This window comes from Agromyces sp. Soil535, from assembly GCF_001428255.1.
Lineage (GTDB): Bacteria > Actinomycetota > Actinomycetes > Actinomycetales > Microbacteriaceae > Agromyces.
In genome coordinates this window covers 39237-61840 of sequence record NZ_LMRW01000027.1, presented here as the reverse complement: position 1 = coordinate 61840, position 22604 = coordinate 39237, and the positions used below count along the sequence as shown (strand labels likewise).

20 protein-coding genes and 1 tRNA gene are annotated in these 22604 nt (G+C 70.8%); 9 read left to right on the top strand and 12 right to left on the bottom strand.

Going from position 1 to position 22604, the window contains the following annotated elements; genetic code table 11:
- Positions 1 to 55 precede the first annotated feature (55 nt).
- Together ASG80_RS19955 and nhaB are read left to right on the top strand one after the other, a co-directional pair.
- Entirely contained in the window at positions 56 to 1255 is a 1200-nt protein-coding gene (locus ASG80_RS19955; protein WP_056734028.1) for a Na+/H+ antiporter NhaA, read from the top strand.
- 55 nt (positions 1256 to 1310) lie between these two features.
- Positions 1311 to 2813 (top strand): sodium/proton antiporter NhaB, encoded by a 1503-nt coding sequence (gene nhaB / locus ASG80_RS19950; RefSeq protein WP_056734026.1) that lies wholly within the window; start codon positions 1311 to 1313, stop codon positions 2811 to 2813.
- A 24-nt stretch (positions 2814 to 2837) separates the two neighbouring features.
- On the opposite strand, the gene mfd is transcribed toward nhaB, so the two are convergent.
- Positions 2838 to 6560 carry a transcription-repair coupling factor gene (gene mfd / locus ASG80_RS19945; protein WP_056734024.1) on the bottom strand — a complete coding sequence of 1241 codons (3723 nt, stop codon included), beginning with the start codon at positions 6558 to 6560 and terminating at the stop codon, positions 2838 to 2840.
- A 122-nt stretch (positions 6561 to 6682) separates the two neighbouring features.
- On the opposite strand from mfd, the gene ASG80_RS19940 reads away from it, so the two are divergent.
- Positions 6683 to 7408, top strand: a complete 726-nt coding sequence (locus ASG80_RS19940) for a ribonuclease H (protein WP_056734022.1) — start codon at positions 6683 to 6685, stop codon at positions 7406 to 7408.
- Between the two features lie 50 nt (positions 7409 to 7458).
- On the opposite strand, the gene pth is transcribed toward ASG80_RS19940, so the two are convergent.
- The 3 genes from pth to ASG80_RS19925 all read right to left on the bottom strand — a co-directional run bounded on the left by pth (position 7459) and on the right by ASG80_RS19925 (position 9593).
- Complete coding sequence (gene pth / locus ASG80_RS19935) at positions 7459 to 8088, bottom strand: aminoacyl-tRNA hydrolase (protein ID WP_056734020.1); 630 nt, start codon at positions 8086 to 8088, stop codon at positions 7459 to 7461.
- 118 nt (positions 8089 to 8206) lie between these two features.
- Positions 8207 to 8845, bottom strand: coding sequence for a 50S ribosomal protein L25/general stress protein Ctc (locus tag ASG80_RS19930; protein ID WP_056734018.1), 639 nt, complete (start codon positions 8843 to 8845; stop codon positions 8207 to 8209).
- 220 nt (positions 8846 to 9065) lie between these two features.
- A complete protein-coding gene (locus ASG80_RS19925) occupies positions 9066 to 9593 on the bottom strand; it encodes a gluconokinase (RefSeq protein WP_056734016.1) in 528 nt (175 codons plus the stop codon).
- 120 nt (positions 9594 to 9713) lie between these two features.
- On the opposite strand from ASG80_RS19925, the gene gndA reads away from it, so the two are divergent.
- A complete protein-coding gene (gene gndA, locus ASG80_RS19920; protein WP_255355617.1) occupies positions 9714 to 11177 on the top strand; it encodes an NADP-dependent phosphogluconate dehydrogenase in 1464 nt (487 codons plus the stop codon).
- 68 nt (positions 11178 to 11245) lie between these two features.
- Positions 11246 to 11608 (top strand): hypothetical protein, encoded by a 363-nt coding sequence (locus ASG80_RS19915; protein ID WP_056734014.1) that lies wholly within the window; start codon positions 11246 to 11248, stop codon positions 11606 to 11608.
- Between the two features lie 46 nt (positions 11609 to 11654).
- Here the strand turns inward: ASG80_RS19915 and ASG80_RS19910 are convergent, their stop codons facing one another.
- Positions 11655 to 12524 (bottom strand): helix-turn-helix transcriptional regulator, encoded by an 870-nt coding sequence (locus ASG80_RS19910; protein WP_056734012.1) that lies wholly within the window; start codon positions 12522 to 12524, stop codon positions 11655 to 11657.
- Between the two features lie 101 nt (positions 12525 to 12625).
- Between ASG80_RS19910 and ASG80_RS19905 the strand changes: the two genes are divergently transcribed.
- On the top strand, positions 12626 to 13321 hold the full coding sequence (locus ASG80_RS19905) for an SDR family NAD(P)-dependent oxidoreductase (protein ID WP_056734010.1): 696 nt from the start codon (positions 12626 to 12628) through the stop codon (positions 13319 to 13321).
- Positions 13322 to 13369: 48 nt separating this feature from the next.
- Here the strand turns inward: ASG80_RS19905 and ASG80_RS19900 are convergent, their stop codons facing one another.
- From ASG80_RS19900 to ASG80_RS19880, 5 genes are all read right to left on the bottom strand, one after another.
- Positions 13370 to 13861 carry a hypothetical protein gene (locus ASG80_RS19900; protein ID WP_056734008.1) on the bottom strand — a complete coding sequence of 164 codons (492 nt, stop codon included), beginning with the start codon at positions 13859 to 13861 and terminating at the stop codon, positions 13370 to 13372.
- 8 nt (positions 13862 to 13869) lie between these two features.
- Positions 13870 to 15570: a long-chain-fatty-acid--CoA ligase gene (locus ASG80_RS19895; protein WP_056734006.1), complete on the bottom strand. Its 1701-nt coding sequence runs from the start codon at positions 15568 to 15570 to the stop codon at positions 13870 to 13872.
- A 7-nt stretch (positions 15571 to 15577) separates the two neighbouring features.
- Complete coding sequence (locus tag ASG80_RS19890; protein ID WP_056734003.1) at positions 15578 to 16555, bottom strand: ribose-phosphate diphosphokinase; 978 nt, start codon at positions 16553 to 16555, stop codon at positions 15578 to 15580.
- 36 nt (positions 16556 to 16591) lie between these two features.
- Complete coding sequence (gene glmU / locus ASG80_RS19885) at positions 16592 to 18052, bottom strand: bifunctional UDP-N-acetylglucosamine diphosphorylase/glucosamine-1-phosphate N-acetyltransferase GlmU (RefSeq protein ID WP_056734001.1); 1461 nt, start codon at positions 18050 to 18052, stop codon at positions 16592 to 16594.
- Positions 18053 to 18115: 63 nt separating this feature from the next.
- Positions 18116 to 18187 (bottom strand) — tRNA-Gln (locus tag ASG80_RS19880).
- A gap of 110 nt (positions 18188 to 18297) precedes the next feature.
- On the opposite strand from ASG80_RS19880, the gene ASG80_RS24640 reads away from it, so the two are divergent.
- Genes ASG80_RS24640 through ASG80_RS19865 form a run of 3 tightly spaced genes read left to right on the top strand, consistent with a single transcriptional unit; the run spans position 18298 to position 19612 of the window.
- Positions 18298 to 18618 (top strand): helix-turn-helix transcriptional regulator, encoded by a 321-nt coding sequence (locus ASG80_RS24640; protein ID WP_056733999.1) that lies wholly within the window; start codon positions 18298 to 18300, stop codon positions 18616 to 18618.
- Positions 18615 to 19124: an SRPBCC domain-containing protein gene (locus tag ASG80_RS24635; RefSeq protein ID WP_082590764.1), complete on the top strand. Its 510-nt coding sequence runs from the start codon at positions 18615 to 18617 to the stop codon at positions 19122 to 19124. Before ASG80_RS24640 ends, ASG80_RS24635 begins: the two co-directional genes overlap by 4 nt.
- Positions 19121 to 19612, top strand: a complete 492-nt coding sequence (locus ASG80_RS19865) for a MarR family winged helix-turn-helix transcriptional regulator (protein WP_056733996.1) — start codon at positions 19121 to 19123, stop codon at positions 19610 to 19612. Before ASG80_RS24635 ends, ASG80_RS19865 begins: the two co-directional genes overlap by 4 nt.
- Positions 19613 to 19697: 85 nt before the next feature.
- On the opposite strand, the gene ASG80_RS19860 is transcribed toward ASG80_RS19865, so the two are convergent.
- Both ASG80_RS19860 and ASG80_RS19855 read right to left on the bottom strand, forming a co-directional pair.
- Positions 19698 to 21605, bottom strand: coding sequence for an ABC-F family ATP-binding cassette domain-containing protein (locus ASG80_RS19860; RefSeq protein WP_056733994.1), 1908 nt, complete (start codon positions 21603 to 21605; stop codon positions 19698 to 19700).
- 42 nt (positions 21606 to 21647) lie between these two features.
- Positions 21648 to 22580, bottom strand: a complete 933-nt coding sequence (locus tag ASG80_RS19855) for a 4-(cytidine 5'-diphospho)-2-C-methyl-D-erythritol kinase (protein ID WP_056733991.1) — start codon at positions 22578 to 22580, stop codon at positions 21648 to 21650.
- Positions 22581 to 22604 lie beyond the last annotated feature (24 nt).

Here is a 22604-nt window from a genome sequence, read left to right as displayed (position 1 = left end):
GCCGTCGTTGCCCACGCCGCACCGCCATCGACGGGCGCCGCCGAACAGGAGTCTCATGAACTTCCTCCGCTCCGAGCGTATGTCGGCCGCCCTCCTGCTCATCGCCGCGGTGCTCGGCCTCGTGATCGCCAACCTCCCGTTCGGACCCCGGCTCATCGAGCTCAAGGACGAACACCTCGACCTGACCTGGATCGGTCTCGACCTCTCGGCCGGCCACTGGATCAGCGACGGACTGCTCGCGATCTTCTTCTTCATCGTGGCGGTCGAGCTCAAGCGCGAGCTCGTGATCGGCGAGCTCAACAGTCCCTCGAAGGCCATGGCGCCCGCGATCGCCGCCGTGGGCGGCGTCGTCGTTCCGGCCGTGATCTTCGTGGCGTTCACCGCGGGCACCGACACGGTCGACGGCTGGCCGATCCCCACCGCGACGGACATCGCCTTCGCGCTGGGCGTGCTCGCGATCTTCGGCACATTCCTCCCGACGCGCGTGCGCGTGTTCCTGCTGGCCCTCGCAGTGCTCGACGACCTCATCGCGATCCTCATCATCGCGTTCTTCTTCACCAGCGACGTCGACTTCGCCTCGCTCGGGTTCGCCACCATGGCGATCGCGCTGTTCGGTGCATTCAGTCGCCTGATGAAGCCCCGGTCGCCCTGGATCCTGTCGCGCCGGCCGCATTGGCCCATCATCGTCGTGCTCACGGTGCTCGCCGTGCTCGCCTGGTACTTCGTGTACCGGTCGGGCGTGCACGCGACGGTCGCAGGCGTCGCGCTCGGCCTCGTGATGGCCAGGCGACCCGGCGGTCGCTCGGCGCACGCGCTCGAGCCGTGGTCGAACGGCGTCATCCTCCCGCTGTTCGCATTCTCGGCGGCGATGGTCGTGGTGCCGCGGGTGAGCCCGAGCGCCCTCGATCCTGCATTCTGGGGCATCCTCATCGGCCTGCCCGTCGGCAAGTTCATCGGCATCACGGTCGTGGGCGCCCTCGGTGGGTTCGTGGCGCGACCGAAGAGCGGCACGCCGCTCCGTCTCAGCGACCTCGCCATCGTGGGCGCGCTCGGCGGCATCGGCTTCACCGTTTCGCTCCTCATGAACGAGCTCGCGTTCGCCGGTCGGCCCGGGGTCGCCGACGAGGGAACGCTCGCGGTGCTCCTCGGCTCCGGCGTGGCGATCGTCCTCTCCAGCGTCGCCGTCAATCTGCAGTCACGGCGATACCGCCGCCGCGGCGAGCATGCCGGCGTGGGGGGCCCATTCGCGCATTGAGGCCCCCCGGCGACGACACGACCGGACAACAGACGGATACGGAGGAGGTACGCGCATGGTTCGCGAGTTCCTGAGAGCGGTGACGCGCAACTTCCTCGGCGAGGCCCCCGATTGGTACAAGGCGACGATCGTCGCGTTCCTGGTGCTGAATCCGTTCGTGCTCCTCGCATCCGGTCCCTTCATCACCGGGTGGGTGTTCGTGGCGGAGTTCATCTTCACCCTGGTCATGGCGCTGAAGTGCTACCCGCTCCAGCCCGGGGGCCTCATCGCGATCGAGGGGGTCATCATCGGCATGACCAGCGCCGAGAGCGTGTACGACGAGACCGCGGCGAACTTCTCCGTCATCCTGCTGCTGATCTTCATGGTCGCGGGCATCTACTTCTTGCGGGACGTGCTGCTGGTGGTGTTCACGAAGCTGCTGGTCGCCGTGCGCTCGAAGCTCATGCTCTCGCTCACCTTCGTCGGCGCGACGGCGTTGCTCTCAGCCTTCCTCAACGCGCTCACCGTGGTCGCCGTCATCATCGCGGTGGCGACCGGGCTCTACGCGGTCTACCACCGTTTCGCCTCGGATCGCGGCTTCGACGACGAGCATGATCATGCCGACGACGAGCTGGTGAACGACCCGATGAAGGGCGATCTGGATCGCTTCCGCGGCTTCCTGCGCAACATCATGATGCACGCAGCGGTCGGGACGGCTCTGGGTGGACTCGTCACGATCGTGGGCGAGCCCCAGAACCTCCTCATCGGCCAACTCGTCGGATGGGGCTTCGTCGAGTTCCTCGTGCGCATGCTGCCGGTTTCGCTCCCGCTGCTCATCGTCGGGCTGCTCACCACGGTCCTGGTCGAGAAGACCCGCTGGTTCGGCTACGGCGTGGAGCTTCCCCCGTCGGTGCGCGAGGTGATGGAGCGGTGGGAGCGCCGGGAGGCGGCCCGAAGGGGGCCCCGCCAGAAGGCCAGACTCACGATCCAGGCGATCACCGCGGTCCTGCTCGTCGTCTCGCTTGCGTTCCAACTCGCGGAGGTCGGACTGGTCGGCCTCATGGTGATCGTCGTTGCGACCGCGTTCAACGGCGTCACGAACGAACCCTCGCTCGGGCGCGCCTTCCAGGAGGCGCTGCCGTTCACCGCGCTGCTCGTGACGTTCTTCGCCATCGTCGCCGTCATCGATGATCAGGGACTGTTCACGCCCGTGATCGACTTCGTGCTCGCTCAAGACGGACCACAGCAGGGGGCCATGCTGTTCGTCGCGGCGGGTGCGCTCTCGGCCGTGACCGACAACGTCTTCGTCGCGACCGTCTACATCACGGAGATCGCTCAGGCCTTCGACGCCGGTTCGATCACGCATGAGCAGTTCGAGTCGCTCGCGATCGTCGTGAACGCGGGCACGAACATCCCGAGTGTTGCGACCCCGAACGGCCAGGCCGCCTTCCTGTTCCTGCTCACGTCAGCGCTGGCACCACTCATCCGGCTGGGGTTCGGCCGGATGCTGTGGATGGCCCTGCCCTACACGGTCACCATGACGACGACCGGATTGGTCACGGTCGCGTTGCTCATCTGAGTCGTCGGCTCATCGTCGCTCCCGTCAGGCGGTGGCGGATGCCTCGGATGCCTCGACTGCGGCATCCGGCACCGGGAAGATCGCCGTGACGAGCTTCGACACCCAATCGATGAGATCGGCGTCGTCGGGCAGCTCGCCGCCGGGCGTGGGGAACGGCACGAGGATGACGTCGTTCTGGGCGAAGTGCCTGGCGCCCGGGTAGAGCCGCTCGAGCCGCACGCGGCGCGAGTCGGGGATGTTCGCGGGTGCGATGCGCAGCTTGGAGCCGGTGGCGATGACGTCGGAGAGGCCCGCGAGCTGCGCCCGGCGGCGGAGCCGCGAGATCGCGACGAGGTGCTTCACGGCGTCGGGCGGCGCGCCGTAGCGGTCGACGAGCTCGTCGAGGACGGCGTCGATCTGCCCCTCCTTCGCGGCCGGTCCGCTCGCCGCGGAGAGCTTCTGGTAGGCCTCGAGGCGCAGCCGCTCGGAGTCGACGTAGTCCTCGGGGATGTGCGCGTCGACCGGCAGCTCGAGCCGCAGCTCGGTCTGCCCGTCGGCCACGTCGCCCCGGAACGCCGACACGGCCTCACCGATCATGCGCAGGTAGAGGTCGAAGCCCACGCCCGCGATGTGCCCGGCCTGCTCGGCGCCGAGCAGGTTGCCGGCGCCACGGATCTCGAGGTCCTTCAGGGCGACCTGCATGCCGCTGCCGAGCTCGTTGTTCGCCGCGATGGTCGACAGCCGGTCGTGCGCCGTCTCGGAGAGCGGCTTCTGCGGATCCCAGAGGAAGTACGCGTAGGCGCGCTCGCGACCGCGGCCGACGCGGCCGCGGAGCTGGTGCAGCTGCGAGAGGCCGTACTTGTCGGCCCGGTCGATGATGATCGTGTTGGCGTTGGAGATGTCGAGGCCGGTCTCGATGATCGTCGTCGAGACGAGCACGTCGAACTTGCGCTCCCAGAAGTCGACCACGATCTGCTCGAGCAGGTGCTCGTTGAGCTGCCCGTGCGCGACGGCGATGCGCGCCTCTGGCACGAGCTCGGAGAGTTGCGCGGCGATCCGGTTGATGGAGGACACGCGGTTGTGCACGAAGAACACCTGGCCCTCGCGGAGCATCTCGCGCCGGATCGCCGCGGCGACCTGCTGTTCGGAGTACGGGCCCACGAACGTGAGGATCGGGTGGCGGTCCTCGGGCGGCGTGGCCAGCGTGGACATCTCGCGGATGCCGGTGACGGCCATCTCGAGCGTGCGCGGAATGGGCGTGGCGCTCATGGCGAGGATGTCGACGTTGGTCTTGAGCTTCTTCAGCGCGTCCTTGTGCTCGACGCCGAACCGCTGCTCCTCGTCGATGATGAGGAGGCCCACGTCCTTGAACTTCACCTGCTCGGTGAGGATGCGATGGGTGCCGATGACCATGTCGACCGTGCCGTCGGCGAGGCCCGCGACGGTCTCGCGCACCTCCTTGTCGGACTGGAACCGCGACAGCGCGCGCACGTGCACGGGGAATCCCGCGAACCGCTCGCCGAAGGTCTCGAAGTGCTGCCTCACCAGCAGGGTCGTCGGCACGAGCATCGCGACCTGCTTGCCCTCCTGGATGGCCTTGAACGCGGCGCGCACCGCGACCTCGGTCTTGCCGAAGCCCACGTCGCCCGCGAGGAGTCGATCCATGGGGATCGGCCGCTGCATGTCGGCCTTCACCTCGTCGATGGTCTGCAGCTGGTCGGGCGTCTCGGCGAACGGGAACGCCTCCTCGAGCTCGTGCTGCCACGGGGTGTCGGGGCCGAACGCGTGACCCTTGGCGGCCATGCGCGCCGAGTAGAGCTTCACGAGCTCGACCGCGATCTCGCGCACGGCCCTGCGAGCGCGGCCCTTCGCCTGCGCCCAGTCGCTGCCGCCCATCTTCGACAGCGCCGGCGCCTCGCCGCCGACGTAGCGGCTCAGCAGGTCGAGCTGGTCGGTCGGCACGAACAGCTTGTCGCCCGGCTGGCCGCGCTTCGACGGCGCGTACTCGAGCACGAGGTACTCCCTCACCGCGGTCGGAGCCTGCTGGATGCCGGCGGTGCGGCTGGGACCGGTCGGGCGGCTGCCGGTCGCGACCTCGCGCTGCACCATCTCGACGAAGCGGCCGATGCCGTGCGTCTGGTGCACGACGTGGTCGCCCGCCTTCAACTGCAACGGGTCGACGACGTTGCGCCGGCGGGTGGCGAGCTTGTTGCTCTGGCGCGCGTCATACCCGGCGGCGCGCCCGTAGAACTCGGCCTCGGCGATGAGCGAGAGCTTCGCCTCGGGCACCTCGAACCCTCGTGATGCGTCGGCCTGGACGAGGTAGGCGACGCCCGGTTCGAGCTCGGCCGGGACCTGCTCGACGATGCGTGCGGCGAGCCCCGCCTCGGCGAGCACGTCGCGGGCGCGCTCCACGAGTCCGTGCCCTGCGGATGCGACGACGAGGCTCCACCCGTCGCGCAGACGCTCTCCGGCGTGGTCGACCGCACCGGCGACGTTGCCCGCGAAGGTCGGCATCGCGTTCGCGGCGACGCGCACGTACTCGGACGCGACACCCGCCGCCGCCTCGGCTGCCGCGGCATCCGACGATGCAGCCACGACCTCGGCGGCATCGCCCATGTCGAAGCTCGAGAACGTCCACCACACCCGCCGCGGGTCGGGCTCGCCCGGTGCGCTGAACAGCGCCGCCCGACGGAACTCGCGGACGGTGAGGAAATCGCCGGCCGCGAGGCTTGTCCTGAGCCACGTCGAAGGGTCGATCGGCGCCTCCGCGCCGGCGGTGGCGGCGCTCCACGCCGCGCCGAGGAACTCGCGATTCGTCTCGGCGAGGCTGACCGCCCGGCCGGTGACGCGCTCGGGTTGGAGCACGGCGACGGCGGCCCCCTCGGGCAGGTAGTGGGCGAGCGGCACCAATCGCTCGAGCAGGGCTGGGGCGAGCGACTCCATGCCCTCGACCGGGATGCCCTCCGCGACCTTCTCGAGCAGGCCGGCGAGGCTCGGGAACTCGTGCACCATCTCGCGGGCGCGCTGCCGGACGGCCGGGGTCAGCAGGAGCTCCCGGCTCGGGGCGAGCTGAACCCGCTCGACCGCGCCGGGCAGCGACCGCTGGTCGGCGACGGAGAACGCGCGCAGCTCCTCGACCTCGTCGCCGAAGAACTCCACCCGCACGGGGTGATCGGCGGTGGGCGGGAACACGTCGAGGATGCCGCCGCGCACGGCGAACTCGCCGCGCCGGGCGACCATGTCGACGCGCGAGTAGGCGAGGTCGACGAGGTGGGTGGCGAGGTCGGCGAGGTCGTACCCCCGGCCGCCCGCGACGAGCTCGATCGGCGCGAGCTCGGCGAGGTTGTCGGCGAGCGGCTGCAGCGCCGCCCGCACCGAGGCGACGACGACGAGCGGATGCCGCGAGCCGGCCTCGGCCCACTCGCGCATGCGGCGCAGGGCGTGCAGGCGGCGACCGACCGTCTCGGCCGACGGGCTCAGCCGCTCGTGCGGCAGCGTCTCCCATGCGGGGAACTCGAGGACCTCGGCACCGTCGAGGTAGGGCGCGATCGACGATCGCACCGACTCCCCCTCCCGGCTCGTCGCGGTGATGACGAGCAGCGCCGGCGGCAGTCCGGCCTCGGCTCGACGCTGCAGGAGGCCGGCCAGGAGGGACGCGTCGATGCCGGCGGGCGCCGAGAAGTCGGCATTCCGCAGGGCCTCGGCGAGTGCGCCGTCGATTGTGGAGGCGCGCGAAAGCGCCGTGTTCAAGCCCTGCAGGATCACCGTACGAGTCTACGCGCGGCCTCCGACGCGGCCGCCGCCGTCCGCTGAGCGCGGATGCAACTCGCCCGCCGAGTTCCGGGCTCCCGATACGATGAGCGCGCACCGCGCTCGAAGGGACCCCTGTGATCATCGCCGCTGCCGACGGATCGGCTCTCGGAAACCCCGGCCCCGCCGGCTGGGCCTGGTACGTGGACGACGGGTGCTGGGCCGCGGGCGGGTGGCCGCACGCGACGAACAACCAGGCCGAGCTCACGGCGGTGCTCGAGCTCTTCCGCGCGACGGCGCACCTCGACGACGAGGTGCACGTGCTGTGCGACAGCCAGTACGTGATCAACGCCGTGACGAGGTGGATGGCCGGGTGGAAGCGCAAGGGGTGGCGCAAGGCCGACGGCAAGCCGGTCATGAACGTCGAGTTGCTCCAGCAGCTCGACGCCGTGCTGGCCGGCCGCCGCTATCGGTTCGAGTGGGTGAAGGGACACGTCGGCCACACCCTCAACGAGGCGGCGGATGCCCGGGCGCGCGCGGTCGCGGAGGCCTACCGCCGCGGAGCCACGTCGGTGCCGTCCGGGCCGGGGTGGACCTATGACGGCCCACCCTCGGTCCCGATCCAGGTGGACGAGATCGTCGAGTGGCCCGGTGACGTCGAGCCCGACGTCGATGAAGGCCCCGATGGTGCGTTCGAGGTGGCATCCGACGACGATGACGACGCGCTCTTCGTGCTCGATGAGCCCGCAGAGCCGTGGCACGCGCTCACGATCGAGCTCTCGACCGAGGAGTACGAGCGGCTGCTGCAGCGGGCGAGGAGCGAGGGCGTCTCGCCAGAGGACTTCCTCCGCGGCCTCATCTGAGCGGGGTCGGCTCCGACGAGGGTCGAACGCCGGCGCCGAGGCGCAGTCGCTCAGGCCGGCGAGTGGAACCGCTGCTGCGCGGCCACGATGCCCTCCGACACGATCGCCTCGACGGCGTCCGCGGCATCCGACAGCAGGTTCGGCAGCGCCTGGCGCTCGGTGCCCGAGAAGTCCTTCAGCACGAAATCGGCCGCGTCCTGGCGGCCGGGCGGGCGGCCGATGCCGACTCGCACGCGCGTGAACGGACCCGCGCCGGTCGCCTTCGAGACGTCGCGGATGCCGTTGTGGCCGCCGTGGCCGCCTCCCTGCTTCAGCCGCACGGTGTCGAAGGGGATGTCGAGCTCGTCGTGGATGACGATGAGTCGGTCGACGGGCACCGAGTAGTACTTGAGCAGCGCCGACACCGGGCCGCCTGAGACGTTCATGTAGCCGTTCGGCTTCGCGATCACGAGCTTCGGGCCGCCCGGGCCGAGGAAGCCCTCGGCCACCCGCGACGGCGTCTTATGCGTCTTGAAGGCGGCGCCGATGCGTGCCGAGAGCTCGTCGGCGACCATCTGGCCGACGTTGTGCCGGTTGCCGGCGTACTGGGGCCCGGGATTGCCGAGCCCCACCACGAGCCACGTGTTGTCAGCCACGGCGTCGTCCTTCCGGCGGGGGCGCAGCCGATCGAGGAGACCCATCACACGGCTCCTCTCGACTGCGTGGAAACGAACGGGGAAGTGGAACGGGGCCTGTGGCCCGCCTCCGAGAGTACCCGGATGCGGTGCCGCAGGCCCCGTGCGCGTGGTCGCGCGGTGGCTACTCGGCCGACTCGGCCGCAGCCTCCTCGGCGACGGGCGCCTCGGCCTCGGCGGCCTCCTCGGCGGCGGCCTCGGCGGCCTCCTCACCCAGGTCGACCTTCTGCGGCACGTGCACGAGCACGACGAGCGTCTCGGGGTCGCTCACGAGCGTCGCGCCCGCGGGCAGCTCGACCTCGGTGGCGTGGATCTGCGAGCCGTCCTCGAGACCCTCGATCGACACGACGATGTTCTCGGGGATGCGCGTCGCCTCGACCTCGAGCAGGAGGGTCTTGGCATCGAGATCGGCGATGGTGCCGGGGTACGACTCGCCCTCGAGGTGCACGGGCACCTCGACCTGGACCTTCTCGCCGCGCCTGATGACGATGAGGTCGATGTGCTCGATGACCTGGTGCACCGGGTCCTTCTGCACGTCCTTCACGAGGGCGATCTGGCTCTTGCCCGCGATCTGCAGGTCGAGCACGGCGTTCGCCTTGCGGATGAGCAGCCCGACCTGGTGGCCGGGGAGCGTGAGGTGCTGCGGGTCGGTGCCGTGGCCGTAGAGCACGGCAGGGATCTTGCCGGCGGCGCGGATCTTGCGGGCCGCGCCCTTGCCGAACGTCTCGCGCGGGTCTGCGACGACCTTGTTCTCTTCGTCCATGGTGGTTCTCCTAGCGGGCTCGCGGCCCAGATCGTGTGTCTGTTGTTTCGACTCGAACGCGCGGCATGTGACATGCGCTGGTGCGTGAGGAAAAGCCGTGAAGCCTGGTTCCACCGCGTCGATCACGGATGCCCCGCCGCTCGCTCTCGCGAACGACCCGGGCCTCCCTCGCCGAAGTTGCCAGCCCCCGCGCCTGAGCACGGAAGACCAAGGGGAGAGTCTACCAGCCCGGCCGGAGCGCTGCGATCGCGCGCGTGACGACCGTCTCGACGGGCCCGACATTCTCGACGCGCACGCCCGGTTCGTCGGCGCCCAGGGGCTCGAGGGCATCGAGCTGCGACACGAGCAGCGCGGCGGGCATGAAGTGGCCGGGGCGGCCGCCGACGCGCTCGTCGAGCTCACGGGCAGGCACGACGAGTTCCACGAACTCCGCATCGGGACAGGCCGAACGGATGGCGTCACGGTACGCCCGTCGCAGCGCAGAGCACGCCACCACGCGGCCGCCATCGCCCGCCGCGAGCGCCTCCCCCACCAGCCGGAGCCACGGCCACCGGTCGTCGTCGTCCAGCGGGATGCCGTGGCGCATCTTCTCGACGTTCGACGTCGGGTGCAGGTCGTCGGCGTCGACGAACTCGACGCCGGGGAAGCGCTCGGCGAGGCGGTCGGCGAGCGCGGCGCCCACCACGGACTTGCCGGCGCCGCTCGGACCCATGACGACGAGGCGGGGCGGATCGGCGTCGTCGGTCATGCGTGCAGGCTAGCCCACACGGTGCCGCGGCATCCGGCCCTCACAGCAACAGCGCGCAACGGTGAGCCGCGCTCACAGTACGCTGGAGGCGACCCCCCAGAACCCACGAGGAGAGTGTTCGTGCCTGCAAACGGATCAGCAAACATCGGCGTCGTCGGACTCGCGGTGATGGGGTCGAACCTCGCCCGCAACCTCGCGAGCCGCGAGGGCAACTCCGTGGCGGTGTTCAACCGCACTCCCGGGCGCACCCGCACGCTGACCTCCGAGCACCCCGAAGCGGACTTCGTCGCCTCCGAGGGCTACGACGAGTTCGTCGCCTCGCTCGCGAAGCCGCGCACCGCGATCATCATGGTGCAGGCCGGCAAGGGCACCGACGCCGTGATCTCCGAGCTCGTCTCCCGTTTCGAGCCGGGCGACATCATCGTCGACGGCGGCAACGCGAACTTCCACGACACGATCCGCCGCGAGACCGAGATCAAGCCCACCGGCATCCACTTCGTCGGCATGGGCGTCTCGGGCGGCGAGGAGGGCGCGCTCAACGGCCCCTCGATCATGCCCGGCGGCACCGCCGAGGCATACGAGACGCTCGGCCCGATCCTTCGCACGATCGCGGCGGTCGCGCCCGACGGCGAGCCGTGCGTCACGCATGTCGGCACCGACGGCGCCGGCCACTTCGTGAAGATGGTGCACAACGGCATCGAGTACGCCGACATGCAGCTCATCGCCGAGGCCTACGACCTCATCCGCCAGGGCACGGGCAAGAGCCCCGCCGAGATCGCCGACGTCTTCGCCGAGTGGAACACCGGCGAGCTCGAGAGCTACCTCATCGAGATCACCGCCGAGGTGCTGCGCCAGACGGATGCCGCGACGGGCGAGCCGCTCGTCGACGTCATCCTCGACGAGGCGGGCGCCAAGGGCACCGGCGCGTGGACCGTGCAGAACGCCCTCGACCTCGGCGTGCCGACCTCGGGCATCGCCGAGGCCGTGTTCGCGCGCAGCCTCTCGTCCAAGCGCGCGCAGCGCGACGCGGCATCCGACCTGCCCGGTCCCTCGAGCGAGTGGAAGGTGGCCGAGGCCGACGCCGACGCGTTCATCGAGGACGTGCGCCGCGCCCTGTACGCCTCGAAGATCATCGCGTACTCGCAGGGCTTCGATGAGATCGTCGCCGGCGCCGAGCAGTTCGGCTGGGACATCAGGAAGGGCGACATCGCCAAGATCTGGCGTGCGGGTTGCATCATCCGCGCGCGCTTCCTCAACCGCATCGCCGAGGCGTACGCCGACGACCCGTCGCTCGTCGCCCTCGTGGTCGCCCCGTACTTCCGCGATGCGGTCGCCGGCGCGCAGGAGAGCTGGCGCCGTGTCATCGCGATCGCCGCGCAGGCCGGTATCCCCACCCCCGCTTTCTCGTCGTCGCTCGCGTACTACGACGGCCTGCGCGCGAAGCGGCTCCCGGCCGCGCTCATCCAGGGCCAGCGCGACTTCTTCGGGGCACACACCTACAAGCGCGTCGACAAGCCGGGCGTGTTCCACACGCTCTGGTCGGGCGACCACAGCGAGATCGAGACCGCGCCCTCCTCGCACTAGGTGGGGAGCGAGCGAAGGGGCGAGCGGATGCCGGGCGTGGCGTCGGTCTTCGTCGGAGGCGGTGCAGCATGAGCGAGCGGCATCCTGAGCTCGAGCCCGACCCCTGGGACGACGCGCCCACGCCCGGCCAGCGCCGACAGAAGGCGCTGCGCGTCGCCGTGCTCGTCGCGCTCGGCGCGCTGGTGCTCCCCCTCGTGCTCTCGGCGTACGGCGTGGCGAAGTCCGCCGCCGACCGGGTGTGCGCCGTCTACGTCGCCGCGTACGACACGAGCGCGGCCGGATTCCGCACGTCGTTCGAGGTCTTCGCGCCGGGCGGGCCGGGCTGGGAGTGCTTCTCCGTGTCGGACGGCGGCGTCGCCACCCTCCTCGCGAACCTCGGGCTGCTGCCCGCCGCGCCACGGCCGGTCCCGCCCGACGAGCGTGACGTGTGACGGCGCATCGCCGGGAGCGACGGCAGCCCAAGCCAGCCGCCGGGCATCATCGAGCCTGGGCTCGGGCGTGGGACTCGGCGTGCGGCACCCCTCCGATGACCCGAAGCAGGTCGAGCGCCGCAGCATCGGCGCTGCCGGCCACGGCGGAGTAGGCGACGATCCGCAGGTCGGCTCCCTGCACGGTGAGCACGTCGCAGTCGAGCGTGAGCGTTCCGACTTCGGGGTGCTCGATCGTCTTGCGGTCGGCCGTGTGCGCAGTCACTTCGGCGCGCTCCCAGAGCTCGGCGAACCTGGGCGATTCCGCCCGAAGCCCGTGCACGAGGTCGGCGAGCTCGCGATCGCGCGGGTAGCGGGCGCTCGCCTGACGGAGGTCGGCGACGACCTCGGACTCGAGTGCCCGCCGCTCGTCTGGACTGTGGCGCACCCGGCCCGGTGAGCCGAGGAAGATCTGCCAAGGGAGGTTGCGCCCACGAGCATCGCCGGCGAGTGGCGCGCCCATGAGCGCGTCCCACAGCGGACTCGAGGTGATGAGCGACCAGCGCGCGTCGAAGACCGCGACCGGCAGGTCGCGCATCCGCTCGACGAGGCGTTGCACCCCCGGCGTCAGGTGCGCATCGACGGTGCCGGCCGTCGGTGCGAGGAGGCCGGCGAGCAGGAACAGGTGATCGCGTTCCGCGGTGCTCAGCCGAAGCGTGCGGGCCAGCGCAGAAAGCACCTGCGGCGACGGATGTTGCGAGCGTCCCTGTTCGAGCCGCGTGAGGTAGTCAACCGACACGCCCGCCGCGAGCGCGACCTCTTCACGTCGAAGGCCGGCGGATCGCCGCTTGGGGCCGACCGGGATGCCGGCCTCGCCGGGATCGACGCGGTCGCGCCAGACGCGCAGCATCCGTCCGAGCTCCCGCCCCTCACTGCTCATCCTTCGAGTATGCCGCGGATCACGACCGCGAAGCTGGTACCGCCGGTCCCAGGATGACGAGACGACTGGGCAGGCTCCCCCCGGCATCCGACGATGAGGATATGACCATCACCCTCATCACCGGCGGCAACAAAGGCCTCGGATTCGAAACCGCCCGCGCACTCCTCGGGGCCGGCCACACCGTCTACCTCGGCGCCCGCGACCCCGGTCGCGGCGAGGCCGCCGCCGCCGCGCTCGGCGCGCGGCACCTCACCCTCGACGTCACCGACGACACCTCCGTGGCCGCGGCGGCCGCCCTCATCGAGGAACGCGAGGGCGTGCTCGACGTGCTCGTGAACAACGCCGGCATCGCGGGGTCGCTCTCGCCGCCGCGCGACACCCGCGCCGACGACGTGCTGCGCGTCTACGAGACGAACGTCTTCGGCATCGTCCGCATGATGCACGCGTTCATCCCCCTGCTCGAGCGGTCGACGGCGCCCGTCGTCGTCAACGTGGGCAGCGGCATGGGCTCGCTCGCCGTCACGACGGACCCCGAGCGGCTCGAGTCCACCCTCGTCGGCATCGGCTATCCGTCCTCGAAGACCGCGGTGAACATGATCACCTCGCAGTACGCGAAAGGTCTGCCGCGGTTCCGCGTCAACGTCGTGGACCCCGGCTACACCGCAACCGACCTCAACGGCCATCGAGGCATCCAGTCCGTGGCAGAGGGCGCCGCGATCATCGTCGGCATGGCGACGATCGGGGCCGACGGCCCGACCGGGTCGTTCGTCGCGGCATCCGGACCCGTCGCCTGGTGACGGAGGGATACCGGTGATGCAAGTGACGCGGGCCCGTGGCGTCCCGCGTCACTCCTCCTCTGCCGGAGGCGTCTCCGCGAGGAACACCCGCTTGTAGCTGCGCCCGTCGGGCAATTCAACGGTCAGCGCCTCGAGGAGCCCGCGCGCCACGCGCTGGTAGATCGCCTGCGGGGTCACGCCGAGCCGCTTCGCCGCCTCCGCGACCGAGAGACCGGGCAGGTCGGCGGGTACGCTCGACGGCCGTTCGCGCTTGCGCTTCCGGCTCGCCTCCTGGCGGTGCGCGATGGCGGCGTCGTCGCCCGCCCAGCGGTACTTCGCCGCCGACGGGCTGAGGCCCGCGGCATCCGCCACGTCGTCCCACGTCGCGCCCCCGTCGAGGGCCTCGCGCACCGCGTCCAAGGCGACCGGGTCGGCGTCGAGGGCGGCCACGAGCGAGCGGATGCCGCGCAGCCGCTCGAGCGGCGCGGGATCCGCCGACCCCGCCTCGAGCTCTGCGAGGCGCGCGAGCTCACGGGCTGCGTCGGCGGACAGGAACGGCACGACCGGCCTCAGCCCTCGAGCAGGCCGTTGCGCACCTGGCGGCGCAGCACCTTGCCGATGAGCGACCGCGGCAGGTCGTCGGCCTGCACGACCCGCTTCGGCACCTTGTAGGCGGTGAGCCCGCCGCGTGCGAAGTCGCGGATGGCCGTCTCGTCGAACGAGGCGCCGTCCTTCAGCACCACGACCGCGACGACCTGCTCGCCCGAGTGCTCGTCGGGCAGGCCCACCACGGCGCAGTCCTCGATGTCGGGGTGGGCGCGGATGGCCTCCTCGACCTCGCTCGGCGCCACGTTGAAGCCGCCCGTGATGATGAGCTCCTTGATGCGATCGACGACGCGCACGAAGCCCTCGTCGTCGATCGCCACGATGTCGCCCGTGCGGAACCAGTCCGCGCCGCCGTCGTCGGCGGGCACGAACACCGCCTCGGTCTCCTCGGGCTTGCGCCAGTACCCCGAGAACACCTGCGGGCCGCGCACGATGAGCTCGCCCTCTGCGCCCGGTTCGCGGTCGACGGTGGGCTCGTCGGGGTCGACGACACGCACCTCGGTGGAGGGCAGCGGCAGGCCCACGGTGCCGGCCTTGCGGGTGGGCGCCACCGGGTTGGCCATCAGCACGGGCGAGGTCTCCGACAGGCCGTAGCCCTCGACGAGGTACCCGCCGGTCGCGGCCTCCCACGGCTCGACCACATCGGCCGACAGCGGCATCGCGCCGGAGATCGCGATCTGGATGCCCTGCAGCGAGACGCCCTCGGCGGCGGCCGCCTTCGTCAGCCGGTCGTAGATCGGCGGCACGGCGGGGAAGAAGGTCGGCGGATGCCGCGTGATCACCTTGAGCACGAGGTCGGGATCGAACCTCGGGAACAGCACGAGCCGCGAGCCCATGCTCATCGCGAACGCGAGGCAGAGCGTGAGCCCGTAGGCATGGAACATCGGCAGCACGGCGTAGACGACCGACGTGCCGCGTTCGATCTGCGGCACCCAGGCGCGCGCCTGAGCCGCGTTCGCGCCGAGGTTCGCGTGCGTGAGCGTGGCGCCCTTCGGGCTGCCGGTGGTGCCGCTCGTGTACTGGATGAGCGCGACGTCACCGGCCTCGGGGCCGATGATGTGGCCATCGATGGGGGCGGATGCCACGAGCTCGCGCCACGGCATCGCACCGCGCACCTTCGTGGTGAGCGCAGCGCGGGACTCCCGTGCCTTCGCGACGGGCAGCCGGAGCATGAACCGGGTGAGGAACGGCATGGCGCGCGTGACGTCGACCGAGATGATCGACTGCACCGCGACATCCGCCGGGAAGGCCTGGATGGTGGCGACCACCTTGTCCCAGGCGATCACCACACGGGCGCCGTGGTCCTCGAACTGGTGGCGCAGCTCTCGCGGCGTGTACAGCGGGTTGTGCTCGACGACGATGGCGCCGAGGCGGAGCACCGCGTAGAACGCGACGATGTGCTGCGGGCAGTTCGGCAGTACGAGCGCGACGGGATCGCCCTTCTGCACGCCCAGCAGGCGCAGCCCCTCGGCGGCGCGTTCGATCTGGTCGCCGAGCTCGGCGTAGGTCGTGGTGGCACGGAAGAACTCGAGCGCGACGTGGTCGCCGTACTGCTCGACGGAGCCCCGCACGAGATCGTAGAGCGAGCCGTCCTGCTCCTCGATGTCGTGCGGCACGCCCTCGGCGTAGCTGGCCAGCCAGGGTCGCGGTGTGGTGATCGCCATCGTGCGCCTAGGCCGCGCCGTCGAACATGCTCGTCACCGAGCCGTCCTCGAAGACCTCGTGGATGGCGCGAGCGAGGAGCGGCGCGATCGGAAGCACGGTGAGCCGATCCCACCGCTTCTCTTCCGGTACAGGGAGGGTGTCGGTGACGACGACGCTGTCGATGAAGTCCGACTGGAGGATCTGCGTCGCCGGGTTCGAGAACACGGCGTGCGTCGCGGCGACGACGACGCCGATCGCGCCGTTCGCCTTCAGCGCCTCGGCGGCCTTCACGATGGTGCGACCGGTGTCGATGAGGTCGTCGACGAGCAGGCACACCCGGCCGTGCACCTCGCCGACGATCTCGTGCACCGAGACCTGGTTGGGCACGAGCGGGTCGCGCCGCTTGTGGATGATGGCAAGCGGCGCGCCGAGCTTGTCGCTCCAGATGTCGGCGACGCGCACGCGGCCCATGTCGGGCGAGACGACCGTGAGGGTTTCGGGGTCGAGCTTCTCCTTGAAGTGCTCGAGCAGCACCGGCATGGCGAAGAGGTGGTCGACCGGTCCGTCGAAGAACCCCTGGATCTGCGCGGCGTGCAGGTCGATCGACATGATCCGGTCGGCTCCGGCCGCCTTGAAGAGGTCGGCCACGAGGCGCGCCGAGATGGGCTCCCGCCCGCGGCCCTTCTTGTCCTGACGGGCGTACGGGTAGAACGGCGCGACGACCGTGATGCGTTTCGCCGAGGCGCGCTTCAGCGCGTCGATCATGATGAGCTGCTCCATGAGCCACTCGTTGATCGGCGCCGAGTGCGACTGGATCACGAAGGCATCCGTTCCCCGCACGCTCTCATCGAAGCGGGCATACAGCTCGCCGTTCGCGAACGTGCGCGCATCGGTCGGCATGAGCTCGGTGCCGAGCTCCTCGGCGATCTGCTCGGCGAGCGCGGGGTGGGCGCGCCCGGAAACCAGGACGAGGCGTTTCGATCCGGTGGTCTCGATTCCCGACATGTGGTCTGTCCTCTCCACCCGCGATCCGCCGGTGCGTCAGTCTTCGGGTGCGTCGATCGATGCCGGGCCGGATGCCGCCTCGGCCGCCTCAGCCGCTTGCGCTGCCGCGGTGCCGGGCCGTTGCTTCTGGACCCATCCTTCGATGTTGCGTTGCGGGGCCACGTTCACGCCCAGCGCGCCCGCGGGGACGTCCTTGCGGACGACGGTGCCGGCACCCGTGTAGGCCCCGTCGCCAATCCTAACCGGCGCGATGAACACGCCGTGCGCACCGGTCTTCACGTGCGAGCCGATGTCGGAGTGGTGCTTCCGCACGCCGTCGTAGTTGGCGAAGATCGAGCCGGCGCCGATGTTCGAGTGCACGCCGATCGTCGCGTCGCCGACGTACGAGAGGTGCGGCACCTTGGTGCCCTCGCCGATCCTCGCGTTCTTCGTCTCGACGAACGTGCCGATCTTGCCGTCGACTCCGAGCACGGTGCCGGGGCGGAGGTACGCGAACGGGCCGACGGATGCCCCGTCGCCGATGACCGAGAGCGTGGCATCCGTTCGCTTCACCTCGGCGCCCCGCCCGACCTCGCAGTCGACGAGCGTCGTGTCGGGACCGACCACTGCGCCCGTGGCGATGACGGTGGCGCCCTTCAACTGCGTGCCGGGGCGGATGGTGACGTCGGGCTCGATCGTCACGTCGAGGTCGATCCAGGTGGTGGCCGGGTCCTCGATCGTGACCCCGGCGAGCTGCCAGCCGCGCACGATGAGCGCGTTGAGGCGGGCGGCGGTCTCCGACAGCTGCGCGCGGTCGTTGATCCCGGCCACGAGCCACGGCTCCGACACCGGCACGGCCTCCACCTCGGAGCCCGCCTCGCGCAACAGCTGGATCACGTCGGTGAGGTACTTCTCGCCCTGGGCGTTGTCGGTGGTGAGGTTCGCGAGCTGGTCGCGCAGGGCGTTGGCGCCGAACGCGTAGATGCCCGCGTTGATCTCATCGATCGCCCGCTCGTCGTCGGTCGCGTCCTTCTGCTCGACGATGCGGTCGAACCCGCCGTGTTCGTCGCGCACGACGCGGCCGTAGCCGTTCGGGTCGTCATAGATCGCCGAGAGCACGGATGCCTCCGCGGCATCCGCGCGGTGCTGCTCGAGGAAGGCGGCGAGCGTGTCGGCGTCGAGGAGCGGCACGTCGCCGTTCAGCACGAGCACCTCGCCCTCGAAGTCGAGCGGAAGCGCGGCGAGCGCCTGCTCGACCGCCCGGCCGGTGCCGGGGATCTCGTCCTGGTCGACGACGAGCGTGCCGGGCAGCACCGATTCCACCATCGCGGCGACCTCGTCGCGCTCGTGCCGCACGACGGCGACGACGTGGGCGGCGTCGAGCGCCTGCGCCGTGCGCAGCACGTGCGCGACGATCGGCGACCCCGCGAGGGGGTGCAGGAGCTTCGGGGTGGCCGACTTCATGCGGGTGCCCTGGCCGGCGGCGAGCACGATGATGGCGAGGTTCTGGTCGGTCATGCGTCTCCTGTGGGTGCGGTCGCGCGTTCGTGGTGGATCTGGGACGGCATCGGCGCCGCCATGCTCCGCCACCAGGATTCGAACCTGGTCCTCACAGCTCCAAAGGCTGTCGTGCTGCCGTTACACCATGGCGGACCGCGCGGAACACGTGATTCCGAGCGTCCTCCAGTCTGCCAGACCTGCCGGGTCGGGGCGTGGCGTTCCGGCCTTGTCATGTGACCTATTAGTCACGTATCATGATCGCGATGGATGACGACGATGCCGTGTTCAAGGCCCTTGCGGATCCCACGAGACGGCGCCTGCTCGACCACCTCTTCGAGCACGACGGCGCACGCCTCGCCGATCTCGAGTCGCTCGCCGACATGACGCGGTTCGGCGTGATGAAGCACCTGCGCGTGCTCGAGGACGCCGGACTCGTCACCACCCGGCGTTCGGGCCGCGAGAAGCTGCACTTCCTGAACGTCGTGCCGATCCGACTCATCCACGACCGCTGGATCGACAAGTACCGGGTCGGGCCCGCCTCGGCGCTCGCCGACCTCAAACGAGAACTGGAGCAACGACCATGACGACGACGCAGGTCCACCACGTCTTCATCCGCGCGACGGCGGACGAGATCTGGGAGGCGATCACGAGCCCCGAGCGCACGTCGAAGTACTTCTTCGGAACGACCATCGAGATCGCCCCCGGACTCCGTTCGTCGCGCGGACCCGGCGGCGAGGATTGGGGCACCGACGCGGTGCTCGAGTTCGATCCGCCGAGGCGGCTCGTGCACGAGTGGAAGTCCGTGTACGACGAGGAGCTCGCCGCCGAGCCGGCGAGCCGCGTGACGTGGGAGATCACCCCGCAGGAGGGCGGCACCATGTGCCTCGTGACCCTCACCCACGCCCGGCTGGAGGCCTCGCCGAAGACGGCGGCGGATGTCTCGGGCGCGGGCTGGATGTACGTGCTCAGCTCGATGAAGACGCTGCTCGAGACGGGCGAGGGGCTTCCGCGCGAGTTGAGGCGCCGCGAGCCGCCGCGGCCGCGCCGCGCATCGGGCGCCCGAGGGCGGCGCGGGATAATGGTGGGATGACGGAAGCTGACGAGGTCGACCGGATCGTCGACGACTGGGAGCGCGAGCGCCCCGACCTCGACTTCGCTCCCCTGCAGGTGCTCTCCCGCGTGGCTCGCCTCTCGAAGCACCTCGACCGCGCCAGGCGCCAGGCCTTCGCGCGGTCGGAGCTCGAGGCATCCGAGTTCGACGTGCTCTCCGCCCTTCGCCGTGCAGGCGCCCCGTACCGCCTCTCCCCCAAGCAGCTGCTGCAGCAGACCCTCGTCTCGAGCGGCACCATGACGAACCGCATCGACCGGCTCGTCGAGCGCGGCCTCGTGACCCGCCAGACCGACCCGAACGACGGACGCGGCATCCTCGTGGAGATGAGCCCCGCCGGACTCACCCGGGTGGATGCCGCGATCACCCGGCTCGTCGACGCGGAGGCGGAGCTCCTCGGCAGCCTGCCCGCCGCCGAGCAGAAGCGCCTCGCAGGGCTGCTGCGCAAGCTCAGCCTCGGGTTCGACTGAGCTCGCGCGACTCCCGCAGAGCGAGGGACCCGGTTGCAGTCCGCCGCGAATCGCGAGTGGCCCGCGCGTCACTATGTCTGCGCGGTCAGGTCTCCAGCGCCTCCGACACCTCGAGCCACCGGGTCTCCAGCTCGGCGACGGATGCCTCGAGCTCGGCGAGCTCGTCTCCGAGCACGCCGAGCCCCACGTAGTCGCCCTGGTCGTGCCGCGCGAGCTTCTCGTGCTGCTCCGCGATCTGCGCCTGAAGCTTCTCCAGCCGGCGGTCGATCGACGACCGCTCCTTCTCGGCGGCACGGCGCTCCGCGCCGGTGAGGGCAGCGGATGCCGCGGCGCCGGCGACGGTCGTCGACGCCGCAGCACCGACTCCCGTCGTCGCCACGGGCGCGGAACCGCCTGCCGCGATCGGACGGGACGCCTCGGCGGCGGCGACGCCGCCCACGGCATCCGCCTGCTGTCGCCGTAGCTCCAGGTACTGCTCGACGCCGCGAGGGAGGTCACGCAGGTGCCCGTCGAGGATCGCGAGCTGGCGGTCGGTCACGCGCTCGACGAGGTAGCGGTCGTGGCTCACGACGAGCAGGGTCCCGGGCCAGGAATCGAGGAGGTCCTCGATCGCGGCGAGCATATCGGTGTCGAGGTCGTTCGTGGGCTCGTCGAGGATGAGCACGTTCGGCTCGCTGAGGAGGATGAGCAGCAGCTGCAGGCGGCGCTTCTGGCCGCCCGAGAGGTTCTTCACCGGGGTCGACAGCTGCGCGTTCGTGAAGCCGAGCCGCTCGAGCAGCTGGCCCGGCGTGAGCTCGACGGCCTTGGAGCCCTCGCCGACCCTGTAGGCGGTGCGCTGCTCAGCGATGACGGCGCTCACGCGCTGATCGGCCCACTCGGCGAGCTCCGCGAGTTCCTGGCTCAGGGTCGCGATCCTCACGGTCTTGCCGCGCTTCACGCGCCCGGTCGTCGGCTGCACCGCGCCGGTCACGAGCCCGAGCAGCGTCGACTTGCCGGCGCCGTTCACCCCGAGGATGCCGGTGCGCTCCCCCGGCGCGATGCGCCACTCGACGTCGTGCAGCACGGTGCGGTCGGTCGGGGCGCCCGGCGCGGCATCCGTCACCGGGTACACGATCGACACGTCGAGCAGGTCGACGACGTCCTTGCCGAGCCGAGACACCGCGAGTCGGCTGAGCTCGACCGGGTTCCGCACCGGCGGCTCGTTCTCGATGAGCTGGTTCGCCGCCTCGATGCGGAACTTCGGCTTCGACGTACGTGCAGGGGCACCGCGGCGCAACCACGCGAGCTCCTTGCGCATGAGGTTCTGCCGCTTCGCCTCGGATGCCGCGGCCATGCGGTCCCGCTCGACGCGTTGCAGCACGTACGCGGCGTACCCGCCCTCGAACGGCTCGACGAGGCCGTCGTGCACCTCCCATGTGCCGGTGCACACCTCGTCGAGGAACCAGCGGTCGTGCGTCACGACGACGAGCGCACCGGAATCCGCGGCCCATCGACCCTTCAGGTGGCGGGCGAGCCAGGCGATGCCCTCGACGTCGAGGTGGTTCGTCGGCTCGTCGAGGAACACCACGTCCCAGTCGCCCACGAGCAGCGCTGCGAGGCCCACGCGCCGTCGCTGGCCGCCCGAGAGGCTGGCGATCTGGGCGTGCCACGGCACATCCGCGAGCAGGCCGCCGATGACGTCGCGCACCTTCGCGTCGCCCGCCCACACGTGCTCCTCGATGCCGCCGACCACGGCCTCGGCGACCGTCATGCCGGGGTCCACGACGTCGGCCTGGTCGAGCATGCCGATGCGGATGCCGCGGCGGCGTGTGACCCGCCCGGCGTCGGCCTCGAGCCGGCCGGCGAGCAGCTTCAGCAGCGAGGACTTGCCGTCGCCGTTGCGGCCGACGACGCCGATGCGGTCGCCCTCGTCGATGCCGAGCGTGACCTCGTCGAAGACGGTGCGCGTCGGGAACTCGAGGTGCAGGCGCTCGGCGCCGAAGAGGTGTGCCATGTCCCACCGAGCCTAGCCGCCCCGCGCGGGCGCGCCCGGCGCTCAGCCGCGGATGATGCGGGCGCCGTGCACCGGCCCGTGCACGTGCACGGCATTCAGTCGCGCCGCGGAGAGTGCGATCTGCAGCTCGAGGGCCGAGTCCGCGTCGTCGGCGAGGAACGCGACCGTTGGCCCCGATCCCGACACGAGACCGGCGAGCGCACCATGCGACTCGCCGAGTTCGAGGATGCCGCCGAGCCCTGGCGCAAGGCCGAGCGCGGCGGACTGGAGGTCGTTGTGCAGCGCGTCGGCGAGGAGCCGGGGATCCCCGGCGCGCAGCGCCTGCAGTACCGACGTATCTACCGTGGGTGGCGCGTGCACCGGCGCGAGCCGCGGCTTCTCCTCGCGTCGGCGGTCGAGCTCGCGGTAGACGCCGGGCGTCGACAGGCCGAACTCGGCGACGGCGAGCACCCAGTGGAACGACCCCGTCGCGAGTGCGGGGTTGAGGCGGTCGCCTCGGCCGGTGCCGATCGCCGTGCCGCCCGAGAGGGCGAACGGCACGTCGGCGCCGAGCTTCGCCGCGAGCGCGTGCAACTCCTCCTTCGACAGCGCGGTGCCCCACATCGCGTCGCAGGCCACCAGGGTCGCAGCGGCATCCGCGGACCCGCCGCCCATGCCTCCGGCGATGGGCACGTGCTTGTCGATCTCGAGGTGCACGCCGCCAGGGACGCCTGACGTGCGCGCGAGCAGCTTGGCGGCGCGGATCGCGAGGTTCGAGGCATCCGTCGGCAGGCCCGAAGTGTCGACACTCCCGCCGAAGGCGACGCTGAACTCGTCGTCGGGCCACGCCCGCACGTCCTCGTAGAGCGACACCGCCTGGTACGCGGTCGCGACGTCGTGATAGCCGTCGGGCTGGGCCTCGCCGACCCGCATGAACAGGTTGATCTTGCCGGGCGCCCGAACGTGCACCGCCTCGTCCGTCGCCGCGATCGTCATGCTTCCAACGCTATCCCACGGCCC